Annotated in this window: 11 protein-coding genes; 2 read left to right on the top strand and 9 right to left on the bottom strand. The window is 77.0% G+C overall.

What is annotated here, in order from left to right; all coding sequences use genetic code 11:
* Positions 1–58: 58 nt before the first annotated feature.
* The 8 genes from CR162_RS09950 to CR162_RS09915 form a co-directional block, all read right to left on the bottom strand.
* Positions 59–1,195: a glycosyltransferase gene (locus CR162_RS09950; RefSeq protein ID WP_099095397.1), complete on the bottom strand. Its 1,137-nt coding sequence runs from the start codon at positions 1,193–1,195 to the stop codon at positions 59–61.
* The gene (wecB, locus tag CR162_RS09945; RefSeq protein ID WP_099095396.1) at positions 1,195–2,307 is read right to left on the bottom strand and encodes a non-hydrolyzing UDP-N-acetylglucosamine 2-epimerase; all 1,113 of its coding nucleotides are present in this window, start codon (positions 2,305–2,307) and stop codon (positions 1,195–1,197) included. Before wecB ends, CR162_RS09950 begins: the two co-directional genes overlap by 1 nt.
* Positions 2,304–3,548: a glycosyltransferase family 4 protein gene (locus CR162_RS09940; RefSeq protein ID WP_099095395.1), complete on the bottom strand. Its 1,245-nt coding sequence runs from the start codon at positions 3,546–3,548 to the stop codon at positions 2,304–2,306. Before CR162_RS09940 ends, wecB begins: the two co-directional genes overlap by 4 nt.
* Before the next feature lie 4 nt (positions 3,549–3,552).
* Positions 3,553–4,773: a DegT/DnrJ/EryC1/StrS family aminotransferase gene (locus CR162_RS09935; protein ID WP_099095394.1), complete on the bottom strand. Its 1,221-nt coding sequence runs from the start codon at positions 4,771–4,773 to the stop codon at positions 3,553–3,555.
* An 82-nt stretch (positions 4,774–4,855) separates the two neighbouring features.
* The gene (locus CR162_RS09930; RefSeq protein WP_099095393.1) at positions 4,856–5,479 is read right to left on the bottom strand and encodes a sugar transferase; all 624 of its coding nucleotides are present in this window, start codon (positions 5,477–5,479) and stop codon (positions 4,856–4,858) included.
* A complete protein-coding gene (locus CR162_RS09925) occupies positions 5,472–6,698 on the bottom strand; it encodes an O-antigen ligase family protein (protein WP_245870236.1) in 1,227 nt (408 codons plus the stop codon). The genes CR162_RS09930 and CR162_RS09925 overlap by 8 nt, the downstream gene beginning before the upstream one ends.
* Positions 6,695–7,555 carry a hypothetical protein gene (locus CR162_RS09920; protein ID WP_099095391.1) on the bottom strand — a complete coding sequence of 287 codons (861 nt, stop codon included), beginning with the start codon at positions 7,553–7,555 and terminating at the stop codon, positions 6,695–6,697. Before CR162_RS09920 ends, CR162_RS09925 begins: the two co-directional genes overlap by 4 nt.
* Positions 7,556–7,588: 33 nt before the next feature.
* Positions 7,589–9,433 carry a heparinase II/III family protein gene (locus tag CR162_RS09915; RefSeq protein ID WP_099095390.1) on the bottom strand — a complete coding sequence of 615 codons (1,845 nt, stop codon included), beginning with the start codon at positions 9,431–9,433 and terminating at the stop codon, positions 7,589–7,591.
* A gap of 79 nt (positions 9,434–9,512) precedes the next feature.
* Here CR162_RS09915 and CR162_RS09910 point away from each other — a divergent pair, with 79 nt between their 5' ends.
* Positions 9,513–12,278, top strand: coding sequence for an SLBB domain-containing protein (locus CR162_RS09910; RefSeq protein ID WP_099095389.1), 2,766 nt, complete (start codon positions 9,513–9,515; stop codon positions 12,276–12,278).
* A gap of 6 nt (positions 12,279–12,284) precedes the next feature.
* Here the strand turns inward: CR162_RS09910 and CR162_RS09905 are convergent, their stop codons facing one another.
* A complete protein-coding gene (locus CR162_RS09905) occupies positions 12,285–12,482 on the bottom strand; it encodes a hypothetical protein (protein WP_099095388.1) in 198 nt (65 codons plus the stop codon).
* 106 nt (positions 12,483–12,588) lie between these two features.
* Here CR162_RS09905 and CR162_RS09900 point away from each other — a divergent pair, with 106 nt between their 5' ends.
* Positions 12,589–13,038 (top strand): GNAT family N-acetyltransferase, encoded by a 450-nt coding sequence (locus CR162_RS09900; RefSeq protein WP_099095387.1) that lies wholly within the window; start codon positions 12,589–12,591, stop codon positions 13,036–13,038.
* Positions 13,039–13,047: the final 9 nt, after the last annotated feature.

Here is a 13,047-nt window from a genome sequence, read left to right as displayed (position 1 = left end):
GCGGGGGTGGGTGAAGCGCCGCCCTGCACGCGGGCGCGCGGCCAGGCCCGCGCCGCGCTCATGGCAAGGGCGCCAGCCGGCGGTAGAGCCGCACGAGCCGCTCCGCCTCGCCCGCCCAGCCATAGCGGCCGAGGGCGGCGTCGCGCCCCCGCCCGGCCATCGCGGCGCGGCGCTCCGGCTCCGCCAGCGCGGCCACGGCGGCGGCGATGGCGGCCGCGTCGGCGCTGTCCACCAGCACGCCGTTGCCGGCGTCGCGGATGATCGCCGCCACCTCGGTGGCGAAGGCGGGGGCGATCACCGGCAGGCCGGCCAGCATGCAGTCGAACAGCTTGTGCGGCAGGGCCAGGCGGTGGTTCTCCACCCCCGGCTGGAACAGCACCAGCCCGAGATCGGCGGTGGCGGCCTCGGCCAGGGCGTCGGCATGCGGCATCCAGCCGCGCCATTCCACCTGCGCCGCGAGGCCCAGCGCGGCGGCGCGGGCGCGGAACTCCGGCTCCGAGCCGTCGGTGAAGCGGCCGATCAGCCGCAGCCGCGTGCCGGGCGGGCAGAGCGCCAGTGCGTCGAGCATGGTCATCGCGCCGCGCTCCCGCCCCAGGGCGCCCAGATGCACCAGGGTGAGCGGCCCCTCCGCGTGGCGGCGCGGCATGACGGGCGCGGCGGCGGCGTAGTTGCGCACGGCGATGGTCTCGGGGGCGGTGGCGAAATCCGCGTCCAGTCCGTCCTTGGCCACCACCACCGCGTCGGCCCGCCGCGCCATGGCGCGGCAAAGGAGGCGGAGCGCGGCGCGGCCGAGCGGCCGCAGCGGTCCCGGCAGCCGCCCGTCCAGCCGCGAGGGGTAGTGCTCGTGCACGTCGAGCACCACGCGCGTGCCGCTCCGCCGCGCGGCCAGCAGCGCGGCCGCCCAGGCATCGGGCTCGCTGGCATGCAGCACGGCGGCGCCGGTGGCGCGCGCCCGCCGCGCCAGGGCGGGAATGCCCAGCAGGCGGCCACGCCAGCCCGCCGCGCGCCGGTAGCCCTGGATGGCCACCCCGGCATGCCGCTCCGGCGCGCCTGCCCCGCCGGGGCAGAGATGCATCACGCGCCAGCCCGCCTCGGCCAGGGCCGCCCCTTCCTTGCCCACCACCCGCAGGTCCGCCGGCGGATGCGCGGCGGACAGCATGCAGACCAGCGGGGCGGGCCGGCCGGCGCCCGGCATCAGGCCACTTCCCGCAGCCGGGGCACCAGCAGCTCGGCCAGGTGTGCCGCCATGCGCGCCCCCGCCTGCCCGTCCCAGAGCGGGATCGGCCGCGCATGCGGCCAGTGCCCAGCCAGCACGGCGCCCACCGACTCGGCCAGCCGGTCCGCCGGCACCAGGCGGTTGGAGCCGGCCTCCAGCGTCACCGGCCGCTCGGTGGAGGGGCGCAGCGTCAGGCAGGGCAGGTCGAGCGCCGTGGCCTCCTCCTGCACGCCGCCGCTGTCGGTGGCGACGAGACGCGCCCGCGCCAGCAGGCCCAGGAAGTCGAGATAGCCCAGCGGCGGCAGCGCCCGCACGCCGCGCGGCAGGGCCAGCCCCGCCTCCTCCAGCCGCCGCGCCGTGCGCGGGTGCATGGGCCACACCAGCGGCAGCGCCGCGGCGGCCACGCCCAGCGCCGCCAGCAGCCGCGCCAGCACCGCCGGGTCGTCCACATTGGCCGGGCGGTGCAGGGTGACGACGCCATAGCCCTGCGGCACGAGCCCTTCCGGCAGGGGCCGCCCGCGCGCGACGGGCAGGCGGGCCAGCAGCGTGTCGATCATGGCGTTGCCCACCGCGCGCACGGCGCCCGGAGCGTGGCCTTCCGCCAGCAGCCGCGCGGCGCTGTCCTCGTCCGGCGCCCAGAGCAGGTCGCTCACGGCATCGATGGCGCGGCGGTTGATCTCCTCCGGCATGTCGCGGTCGCCGCAGCGCAGCCCCGCCTCCAGATGCGCCACCCGGATGCCGAGCTTGCGCGCCGCCAGCGCCGCCGCCAGCGAGCCGTCCACGTCCCCCGCCACCACCACCATCGCCGGGCGCCAGGCGGACCAGAAGCCGGCGCAGGCCATCATGGTGCGGCCGGTGACGGCGGCGTGCCCGCCCCCGCCGGCGATGCCCAGCGCGTGGTCCGGCCGCGGCAGGCCGAGACCGGCCAGGTGGGCGCCGAACATCGCCGGGTCCTGGTGCTGGCCGGTGTGCAGCAGCAGCGGGCGGCACAGCTCCGGCCGGGCGGAAAGGGCGTGCCACAGCGCGGCCAGCTTGGGCAGGTTGGGCCGGGCGGCGGCCACCAGGTGCAGCTCGGGCGGGGTGGTGGTCATGCGGCGGCCAGTGCCTCCAGCGGGGCCGGCGCCACGGCCCCCTCGACGATCTCGGCGAAGCGGCCGGCCAGCAGGCGGCGGTCCCAGCGGCGCACCGCCTGTTCCCGCGCGCTGCGTCCCATGCCCTGGCGCAGGGCGGGGTTGTCGGCCATCCAGCACAGGGCCTCCGCCAGCGCCGCGGCGTCGCCGGGCGGCGTCGCGATGCCGCAGGGGCCCTCGGCCAGCAGCCGGGCGGCGCGGCCGGGCAGGTTGGCCACCACCGGCAGGCCGGCGGCGAGGTAGTCCATCAGCTTGTTGGGCGCGGTCAGCTCGGCGAATTCCGGCACCGGCGCCAGGCACTGCACGCCGAGCTGCGCGCCGGCCAGCAGCGATGCGAGCTGCCGCTTCGGCATGGGCGGCAGGAAGGTGACGTTGTGCAGCCCCCGGCTGGCGGCGAGGGCGCGCAGCCGCGGCTTCTCGCTGCCCTCCCCCACCAGCAGGAGGCGGATGCGCCGCTCCTGCCGGGCGCGCAGCACCGCGGCCGCCTCCAGCAGCGCGTCCAGCCCGTTGGCGCGGCCATGCGCCCCGGCATAGACCGCCAGCATCTCCCACGGCGCCGCCTCGGGCGGGCGCCAGGGGGACAGGTGCGGGCCGAACAGGTCGAGGTCGCAGCCATTCGGCACGACATGCACCCGCCCCGGATCGGCCCCCCGCGCCAGCGCCGTGCCGGCCATGCCCTCGCTCAGCGCCACCACGGCGGCGGCGTTCCGGCAGGCGGCATTGGCCAGAGCCCCCATTCCCGCCAGCGCCCAGCCGGGCACGCCGCCCAGGGCGCGCGGCAGCTCCGGCCAGGGATCGCGCATCTCGTAGAGGAAGGGGGTGCCGCGCAGCCGCCGCACCAGCAGCGCCGGCAGCAGCACGGTGAGCGGCGTGGAGCTGGCGATCACCAGGTCCCACTTCTCGGCCAAGGCGAGGCGCGCGGCGCTGGCGGCGTAGCGGCCGAAGGACAGGCCGCGCCCGCCCAGCCCCTGCGCGTTGCCGCAGGGGATGTCGAACTCGACGAGGCGCAGGCCGCGCAGCACCCCTTCCCGCCGGCCGCCGCGGAAGGCGCCGGACAGGCCGGTCACCGCGCCGTCATAGTGGCCGCAGGCGAGTGTCACGCGGTGGCCGCGCGCCACCAGGGCGCCGGCCAGGGCGTGGCTGCGGGTGGCGGTGGCGCCGGCCGGGCCGGAATAGTGCTGGTGCAGGTAGAGGACGCGCATGAACTCAGCCCCGGCAGCAGGAGCGCAGCACGGCGATCACCCGCTCCTGCTCCTCCGCGCTCATCGCGCCGCTGGGCAGGCAGAGGCCGCGCTCGAAGAGCTGGTTGGAAAGCCCGTCCCCGTGGCAGCGTATGCCGCGGAAGGCGGGCTGCATGTGCAGCGGCTTCCACACCGGCCGGCTCTCGATGTTGGCCGATTCGAGGGCCCGGCGGACCGTCTCCGGCGTGGTGCCGAAGCGGCGCGGGTCGAGCTGGATGACGCTCAGCCAGCGCGTGGCGTGGCCCCATTCCGGCTCCGGCATCAGGCTCAGCCCGGGCAGGCCGGACAGGCCCGCGGCATAGCGCGCGAAGACCTCGCGCCGCGCCGCGACGCGCGCCTGCAGCGTGGTGATCTGCGCCAGCCCCACCGCCGCCAGCACGGAGGACAGGCCGTAGGAATAGCCGGTGGTCTCGTGCTGGTAGTGCGGCGCCACCTCCTTGGCCTGGTTGGCCAGGTGGCGGGCGCGGGCGATCAGCGCCGGGTCGTCCGACACCAGGGCGCCGCCGCCGCCGGCGGTGATGATCTTGTTGCCGTTGAAGGAGAAGGCGGCCAGCGCCGCCCCCTTGCCCACGGGGCGGCCCCGGTAGAGCGCCCCCAGCGCCTCGGCGCTGTCGCACAGCACCGGCACGCCCCAGCGGCCGCACACCGCCAGGATGGCGTCGAGGTCGCAGGACTGGCCGTAGAGATCGACCGGCACCACGGCGCGCGGCAGGCGGCCGCGCCGGGCGGCGGCGCGGAGCTGGGTCTCCAGCACGTTGGGGTCGAGCGTCCAGCTCTCGGCCGCCACGTCGAGGAAGCGGGGGCGCGCGCCCATCTGCACGGCGGGGGCGATGGTGGCGACGAAGGTGAGGCTCTGCGTCCACACCTCGTCGCCGCGCTCGACGCCCAGCACCCGGTAGGCCAGGTGCAGCGCCGCCGTGCCCGAGGCCACCGCCGCCGCGTGGGCGAAGCCGGTGGTCTCGGCCACGGCCCGCTCGAAGGCGGCGGGCATCGGGCCCGCGGGGGCGATCCAGCCCGAGGACAGGGTCTGGCTCAGCGTCGCCAGCTCGCCGCCCGCCAGGTGGGGCGGGGAAAGGTGCAGCCTTTGCCGCGGCTGCGGCGTGTCCTGGCCCCGGCCGGAGAACAGCAGAATGCCCGCCCGACGGGCCAGGGCATCACCGATCGATCTGCTGTCGAATGCCGCCATGGGTCCGATCACGTTTCTGTGAGCACAACCCTAGCCAACCAAACAATTGCGGCATCTTCAAGAGGAAAATTCAACTACAGGTTTATGAAGCGCTGGAAGCTTCCTCGCCGCCTGTGGAAATGCCGCCTCCGCTCAGCGGTGGCATGGTGGCGTGGCCCGGCGCGCTCACTCCCCGCCCCGAAAGCAGGATGCGCAGCGTGCCGCAGGCGGCGCGGAGGTCGGCCATCGCCGTGACATGGCCGGCATAGCGGGCATCCAGCTCCAGCCGCTCAGGCCAGGGCAGGGCGTTGCGGCCGGCCGCCTGCGCCGCCCCCGCCAGGCCCGGGCGCACGCGCAGCCGCAGCCGCTGGCGCGGCGTGTAGCGGGGCAGGTAGGCCAGCGGCAGCGGGCGCGGCCCGACCAGGCTCATCTCGCCGCGCAACACGTTGAGAAGCTGCGGCAGCTCGTCCAGCGCGCTGGCCCGCAGGCGGCGGCCGAACGGGGTCAGGCGCTCGGCGTCCTCGCCGGGGCCGTCGCGCATGCTGCGGAACTTCAGCAGGGTGAAGGGCCGGCCATCCCGCCCCGCCCGCTCCTGCCGGAACAGCACCGGCCGCCCCAACGCCAGCCGCACCGCCAGCGCCACCCCCAGCAACAGGGGCGAGAGCACCAGCAGCGCCAGCGAGGCCAGCAGCACATCCCCCACACGCTTGCCGAAACGTTCATACACGACGCGCCATCACTCCGATCGAAAGGGCCAGGCCCAGGGCGAACCAGACCATCCGGTTGCCAAGGTCGGTCGAAACCATCGCCGCCAGCACCACAGGCAGCGCCAGGGCCGCGATCCGCGCCACGCGGGCGGGCGCCACCTGGCGGCAGCGCAGCAGCAGCAGCAGCGCCGCGCCCCCAAAGGCCAGCAGCCACAGCAGCAGCCCGGGCAGGCCGCCTTCCGCCCAGGCCTCCAGCGCGTGGTTGTGCGGGTAGAGGCCGCGCCGCTCGCCATGCCCGGCGGCGGGGGTGAAGCCGCCCGTGCCGAGGCCCCAGGGCAGCGTCTCGGCACCCCATTCCAGCGCGGCGCGCCACAGGGCGGGGCGGGCGGAGCTTTCGAGGTCGCCCTGGGTCAGCCGCTCCAGCGTGCGCAGGCCGGCCGTGGCGCCGTCGTCCAGCAGCAGGGTGGCCAGGGCGGCGGCACCGCCGCAGGCGGCGAGGGCCAGCCAGCCCAGGGCGTGGCGCGGCTGGCCGGCGGACCAGCAGCGCAGCGCCGGCACCAGCAGCACCGAGAGCGCCAGCGCCGCCAGCGCGGTGCGCCCCCCCGGCAGCAGCGAGGCGGCGGCCAGCAGCGCGGTCAGCCCGCCCCAGAGCAGCCGCCCCGGCCAGCCGCCCGCCTCCACCAGCCGCACCGCCGAAAGCCCGGCGGCGCAGGCGATGGCGAGGCCGGCGAGCTGGTACTGCACGCGCAGCATGTCGGGCGCGGTGGTGCCGGCCATGCCGCCCAGCACCACCTGCCCCGTCGCCAGCCCCACCGCCACGGAAGCCGCCACCAGCGGCCCGCTGGCCAGGGCGACGCCGACAGCCAGCCGCCGCGCCCCCGCATCGGCCCCCACGGCCAGCCCGGCCAGCAGCATCACCGGCGCCAGCAGCACCACCTCGGGCAGCTTGGCCGCCAGGATGGCGCGGCTGCCGCTCCAGCTTCCCGCCAGCACCAGCCACAGCCACAGCAGCGCGGCCCCCGCCAGCGGCGGCCCCAGCCCGGGATGCAGCCACCAGCGCCGCGTCAGCAGCAGCAGCGCCAGCAGGGGCAGCAGCAGCCCGCCCGCCAGCAGCGTCAGGTCCACCGGCAGCGCGGCGCCGAGCGGCGTGGATTTCAGCGCCCCCGCCAGGTGCAGGATGGCCGCCACGGCCCCGGCGAGGCTGCCCAGGGCGGCGCTGTCGATGCGCGGCGCGCTCAACCCCGCCCTGCCCGCGGGCGGCGCGCCGGAGACGGGCCGCGCAGCAGCACCAGGCAGGCGCCGAGAAAGGCCACGGCCATCGGCACCGCCACGGCCAGCATGGCCAGCAGCAGGGGGCGGTTGGGCAGCGAGGGCCGCATCTCCACCGCCGGGCCGGACACCAGCCGCGCCGCCACCACGCTGTCCGCGCCGATCACCAGCAGGGCGCGCTGGTGCTGCGCCAGCAGCTCGAACAGGGGGGTGCGGAGATAGATGTCGCGCTCCTGCGCCAGCCGCGCCTCCAGCGTGGCAACGCGGCGGCGCAGCAGCGCCAGCAGGTCCTCCCGCACGCGCTGCTCGGCGAAGTCGTGCAGCCGCGCCAGCAGCTCCAGCGCCAGCGCGCGCCGCGCATGCGCCAGCTCCAGCGTCCAGGTGACGGAGGCGAGGGACTGGGTGACGGACAGGCTGCGCTCCAGCCAGCGCTGCGCGTCATCGGCGTCCGGCGCCCGGTCCAGCTCCAGCGCGGCGCGCAGGGGCGCGAGCGGGCTGCCGGCGCGCGCCTCGGCCATGGCCTCGGCCAGCCGCGTCTCGCGCAGCAGCATGGCGCTGGCCTCGGGGCTGCGCAGCGCGGCGAGGTAGATGGCGAAGTTGCCGCCCGGCCGCGTGTCCAGCAGGTTGCCCGGCGCCAGGCTGTTGGCCGAGATCAGGGTGGAGACGGCGATGCCGGATGTTTCGGCCGGCGCCACCACCGCCGCCGCCACATAGGCGCGCGGCCAGCCGAGGACCAGCGCGGCGCCCAGCCCCCAGCCCAGCAGCACCGCCGGCAGCAGCCAGCGCCAGAGCCGCCAGACGCCCCTCAGCAGCTGGTCGAGCGGCATCGTGTCGCTGCGGGCGGGCCGGGCGGCATGGCCTCAGTCCAGCTGGATCTGCGTGGCCAGGCAGGTGGCGGGGGCCAGGGCGCGCACCGTCAGCACCTGGCAGGACCGCACCACGCCATAGGCGGGGCTTTCCCACCCCTTCTCCAGCGTGATCCGCAGCGGCGCGTCGGCGGTCACCCGCAGCCGCGCCGGGCCGTCCACCCCGCCGGGGCGGAGCCGCCATTTCCCGGGCCCGAGCCGCCAGCGCAGCGTCAGGCCGTGGAAGGGGCCGCACACCGTGTCCAGCACCGTCCAGGCGCGGCCCTCGGCACGCACCCGCCGCTGGTGCGCGTTGCCCCAGCCATCGCGCAGCGCGGCGCCGTCGGGCAGGGCGTGCATGCGCGGCCAGCGGGCCAGCAGGAAGCGCGACAGCCGCGGCATCGGCTCGCGCTCATCGAAGGTGATGGTGTTGTGGGCGGCGGCGGAGGGGAAGTAGTCCAGCCACCATTCGTGGCCGGGGGGCGGGTTGTAGGCGCCGGTGCCGGCATCGGTCAGCAGGGGGCGGTCGCCGTCCCACAGCTCGAAATGCAGCAGGTCGGCCTGGCCGGGGCGGAAGCGCAGCGGCCCGGCGCGCAACAGGCCGCGCGCGCCCGCGGCCGCCCAGCCGCGGCTGCCCGCCGCCTCCCAGGCGGCCGGGCGCGCCGCCACCGGCATGCCCTCCGGCAGGCCGAGCCAGCGGCAGCCCGGCTCCCCCGCGAAACCGGCCGACCCGCCGGCGAAAAGCCGCATCGCCCGCTCCACGCTGCCGCGCGCGTCATCCGCCCCGCCCGCCGCGAGATCGGCGAAGACGGAGCCGTCCTGGTGGCCGAGCGCCGGCAGCGCGCCCCGGGCCGAGACCAGCCGCGCCAGCCAGCGCGCCGCCGCCGCCGCGCGGTCGGCGAAGGGCGCGGGCAGCGGTGGCGCGCCGAGGTGCAGGCGCAGCGCCTCCACCACCGAGAGCACGTCGAGCAGCAGCCGGTGGTAGCCGGTGGAAAGCTGGGCGAAGCCGCCATCCGGCGCCACCAGCCGCGCCGTGGCGGCGGCCAGGGCACGCGCCGCGCGGCGGGCCATGGCCCCGTCCTCCAGCAGCCAGCCGCAGGCCAGCAGCCCGGCGGGCTCGCTGATGCTGTGGTTGTTGTCCTGGGCCCGGGCATAGGCGCGGGTGGCCTGGATGCGGCGGGCGTGCAGCAGCAGCAGGCCGCGCGCCGCCGGGCCGGGGCGCCGCTGGCCGGCCAGCATCAGGGCCAGCGCCATGTGCAGCACGCGCAGGGCCGCCTCCTGCCCGCACGCCCAGTTCGGGCCGCGGAAGGGCGGGTTGGCGGCGGCCCAGTCGGCCAGCCGCGACTCCAGCCGGGCCTGGTGGCCCTCCTCCGGCCAGAGCCGCGCCGCCTGCACCAGCAGCGGCAGGCAGGCCAGGCGGTTCGCCTCCCAGACGGGGCGCACGTCGCCGGGGCGGAACAGGTCCAGCGCCAGGGCCGGCGCGTCGGCGGGAAAGGGGCCATGGCTGACGGCGCCGGGCAGCGCCTCCAGCGCGGCGCGCAGCCGCAGCTCCGCCTCCGGCGGGAGGACGGGCGGCGGCGGCAGCGCGCCAGGGCCGAGAAGGCCATCCGGCGCCAGCAGCCTGGCCGGGGCCAGGGGCCTGGCAGCCGTGGGCGGCAGCGGCCCCGAGGGAAGCAATCCGGCTGGAAGCAGTTCGGCGGAAAGCGGCGGCCTGTCGCGCAGCGCCTGCTGCGGCAGGCCGGCGGCGCGCTGCAGCCGGTGCCAGCCGTAATGCGCCAGCGCGCGGGGCCCGAGGCGGCAGGCCACATCCGCCAGCAGCCACATCCGCGACGGCTCAGGATTGCGCGCTTGGATCGCCATGGGGAAACTGATAATTCATTCATCACTTTTTAGCGAGCATTTCCTGGCCCTGTCCGGCCTGAGAAAAAGGCCCTTCCGCATGTCGCCTTCCGGTGTGCCTTTCCGCCTTTTCCGCTGGCCAGCCTCCCTTAGTCTCGTTCGCCTGCCCCTCGCCCTGCTGGCCGGCCTGCTGCCGCCCGCAGCGGCATCCGCGCAGCCCGGCCCGCCCGGCGGCCAGGTGCCGAGCCCGCTGCTCTCGCCGCCCTCCCTGCCTTCCACCCTGCCCGGCGGCATGCCGCTGCCCAGCCTGCCGCCCGCCCTGCAGCAGGACATCCTGCAACGCATCCTGGACGCCTCGGGCGGGCGGGCGCCCGGGCCGGCGCAGGCCGCGCCGCCGCCAGGCCCCGCCCTGGCGCCCGCCGCGCCACCGGCCTTGCCGCCCGCCGCGCACCCGCCGGCACCGGCCTTTTCCGCCGAGCCCCTGTCGAACGCCGAGGCCTTCTTCGCGGCGCGGCTGGAGCAGCCGCTGCGGCAGTTCGGCTACGACACCTTCCGTGAGCTGGCGGCGGTGCCGCCCGCCCAGGCGGCGCTCGGCACCCTGCCGGACGACTACGTGCTGGGCCGGGACGACGAGGTGCTGGTCTCCATCCGCGGCCGCACCCGGCAGAACCACGCGCTGCGCATCAACCGCGACGGCACGCTGCTGCTGCCGGACCTGCCGCCCTTCACCGCCGCCGGCCTTTCCCTCGGCGCGCTGCGGGCCGAGATCGGGCAGCGCGTGGCGCGCGAACTGGGCGGCTCGGAGGCCTTCGTCTCGGCCGGGCAGCTGCGCCAGATCGGCATCTTCGTCGCCGGCGAGGTGGTGCGGCCGGGGCTCTACGGCCTGCCCGCCATGGCCTCGGCGCTGGAGGCGCTGGCCCTGGCGGGGGGCGTGCGCAAGACCGGCACGCTGCGCGCCATCCGCGTGGAAGGCCCGCGCGGCAGCCGGGTGATCGACCTCTACGCCGTGCTGGGCAGCGAGCCGGGCACGCCCGACCTCGCCCTGCGCGAGGGGGAGCGGCTGGTGGTGCCGCCGCTCGGCGCCGCGGTGGCGGTGGCGGGGGAGGTGACGCGGCCGGGCATCTACGAGCTGCCGGCCGGCGCCGCCACCGCGCCGCTGGAGGCGCTGCTGCGGCTGGCCGGGCAGCCGCTGCGCCCGGCCGGCAACCGCTTCCTCCTCCAGGGGACGGACGCGCAGGGGCGGCGCGTCTATTCCGAGGTGGGCGCCAGCGCCCGGCTGCGGCGGGGCGACGCGCTGCTGGTGCAGCCGGGCACCGATGTGAGCGCCGGGCAGGTGCGGCTTTCCGGCCATGTGACGGCGCCGCTGCTGCGCGCCGCCGGCAGCGGCGGGCTGCGCGGCCTGCTCGGCGACCCGCGGCTGGTGAAGCCCGACCCCTATGTGCGGATGGGCCTGGTCTGGCGGGTGGACGCGGAAACGCGGGTGCGCCGCTTCATCCCCTTCGATCTCGGCCGCGTGCTGCGCCGCCAGGCCGATATGCGGCTGCAGGAGGCGGACGAGGTGATCCTGCTGTCCCAGTCGGAGGTGGCGTGGCTGGCCAGCCCCCCCGTGCAGCGCGCCCTGCGCGGCGAGGCGGCGGCCGCCGCGCTTTCAGCCACCCCCCCCTCCGCCCCTGTCTCCGACTGCGCGGCGCTGCAGGCGCTCGCCACCGCCGCCCGCTCCTCCCCCGCCCGCTTCGCCCATGCGCGCGGCGCGGGCTTCCCCGATTTCGGCGCGCCGCCCTGCCCGCCGGTGTTCCTCGACCATCCGGCGCTGCTGCCCTTCCTGCTCGACCAGTCCGTGCTGATCGCGGGCGAGGCGCGGCTGCCCGGCCTCTACCCTATCCTCGACGACACCGGGCTCGACCAGGTGCTGGCCGCCGCCGGGGGTGCCACCGACACGGTGGACCTTTCCGCCGTCGAGCTTTCGCGCGAGCCGCTGGAGCAGGCGGGCGCCATTCCGCTCAGCCGCACGCTGCTCGACCTGCGCAGCGGCAACTTCGCCGCCGTGCGCCTGTCCCCGCGCGACGCCATCCGCCTCCCCCGCGGCTTCGGCGACCGCGACAGCGGCCCCGTCACCCTGGCGGGCGAGTTCGTGCGGCCCGGCATCTACGACATCCGCCGTGGCGAGCGCCTGTCGGAGCTGATGACGCGGGCCGGCGGGCTTTCGCCCCAGGCCTATCCCTATGGCGCCGTGTTCACGCGCGAGAGCGTGCGGCAGCGGCAGCAGGACGGCTTCGCCCGCACCGCGCGCGAGCTGGAGCAGAGCCTGATCCAGGTGGCGGCGGGGCAGGCCATGGCCGGGGCCAAGGCCGGGGGCATGGACCTCGGCGGCGCCATCACGGCGGGGCGGGAGCTGGCGGGCGCGCTGCGCGAGGCGCGCGCCGCCGGCCGCATGGTGGTGGAGGCCAATCCCGTGATCCTCGCCGCCAGGCCGGAGCTGGACGTGCTGCTGGAGCCGGGCGACCTGGTCATGGTGCCCAAGCGACCGAACGAGGTGACGGTGGTGGGCGCCGTGCTGAACCCGGGCAGCCTGCAATTCTCCACCGGCTGGAAGGCGGCGGAATATGTGCGCGCCTCGGGGGGCGCGCAGCGCTTCGCCGATGGCGGGCGCGCCTTCGTGGTGCTGCCGAACGGGCAGAGCGTGCCGGCCGGGCTCGGCGCCTGGCAGGCGGGCGGCCCGCCCATCCCGCCCGGCAGCCTCGTCGTCGTGCCGCAGGACCCGAGCCCCTACGAGACCTGGGGCTTCGTGCGCGACCTGACCCAGACGCTGGGGCAGATCTCGATCAGCGCCGCCGCGCTCGCGGTGATCGCCAAGCAGGCGCGCTGAACGGGCTCAGCCCCGGCTGTCGCCCGTGTCGCTGGGGGAGGAGCCGGCGCCGCCCGGGCCGCCCTGCAGGCCCGGCTCGCCGGGGCGGCGGGTGGGCTTCGCGTCGCGCGGGTCGGGCCGCTCGCCAGGGCGGCCGGGGGTGTGGTTGCCGGGCCGCTCATGGGCGGGCAGCCGCATCGGGTCGGGCTTGTCGGAGGGCGGCATGGCGGGGCTCCTGCTGCGAGGGATTGGTGCTGCCGCAACGCCCGGAGGGCGCACCGGGCTGCGCGCCCCTTTCCTTTGTCCCCGCGCCGGGGCATGGCTGGCGGCCATGACCGAGACGCCCACCATCCTCCGCGCCACCACGCCGGAGCAGCGCGCGGCCTGCCTCGCCATCCGCGAGGCGGTGTTCGTGCTGGAACAGAACGTGCCCCCCGAGATGGAATGGGACGAGCACGACGCCACCGCCCTGCACTTCCTGGCGCTGCGGGGGGAGCGGCCGCTGGCCACGGCGCGGGTGGTGTTCAAGGATGGCGGGCGCACCGCCAAGATCGGCCGCGTGGCGGTGCTGGCGGAGGCGCGCGGCAGCGGCCTCGGCGCCGCGCTGATGCGGGCGGTGGAGGCCGACCCGGCGCTGCGCCGGGTGGAGCGCTGCGTGCTGGAGGCGCAGCTGCACGCCCTGCCCTTCTACGAGAAGCTGGGCTACGCGGCCTCGGGCGCGGTGTTCCTCGATGCCGGCATCCCGCACCGCTTCATGGAGAAGCCGCTGCCGCGCCCCTGAGGGGCGCGC

Origin of the sequence: Teichococcus rhizosphaerae (assembly GCF_002631185.1) — a bacterium.
Lineage (GTDB): Bacteria > Pseudomonadota > Alphaproteobacteria > Acetobacterales > Acetobacteraceae > Pseudoroseomonas > Pseudoroseomonas rhizosphaerae.
This window is presented reverse-complemented; position numbering and strand designations above follow the sequence as displayed.

Excerpts from the sequence above, each read along its gene's own strand:
- CR162_RS09900 (WP_099095387.1), top strand. The coding sequence starts at position 12,589 with ATGACCGAGACGCCCACCATCCTCCGCGCCACCACGCCGGAGCAGCGC.
- CR162_RS09910 (WP_099095389.1), top strand. The coding sequence starts at position 9,513 with ATGTCGCCTTCCGGTGTGCCTTTCCGCCTTTTCCGCTGGCCAGCCTCC.
- CR162_RS09940 (WP_099095395.1), bottom strand. The coding sequence starts at position 3,548 with ATGCGCGTCCTCTACCTGCACCAGCACTATTCCGGCCCGGCCGGCGCC.
- CR162_RS09905 (WP_099095388.1), bottom strand. The coding sequence starts at position 12,482 with ATGCCGCCCTCCGACAAGCCCGACCCGATGCGGCTGCCCGCCCATGAG.
- CR162_RS09915 (WP_099095390.1), bottom strand. The coding sequence starts at position 9,433 with ATGGCGATCCAAGCGCGCAATCCTGAGCCGTCGCGGATGTGGCTGCTG.
- CR162_RS09935 (WP_099095394.1), bottom strand. The coding sequence starts at position 4,773 with ATGGCGGCATTCGACAGCAGATCGATCGGTGATGCCCTGGCCCGTCGG.
- wecB (WP_099095396.1), bottom strand. The coding sequence starts at position 2,307 with ATGACCACCACCCCGCCCGAGCTGCACCTGGTGGCCGCCGCCCGGCCC.
- CR162_RS09920 (WP_099095391.1), bottom strand. The coding sequence starts at position 7,555 with ATGCCGCTCGACCAGCTGCTGAGGGGCGTCTGGCGGCTCTGGCGCTGG.
- CR162_RS09950 (WP_099095397.1), bottom strand. The coding sequence starts at position 1,195 with ATGCCGGGCGCCGGCCGGCCCGCCCCGCTGGTCTGCATGCTGTCCGCC.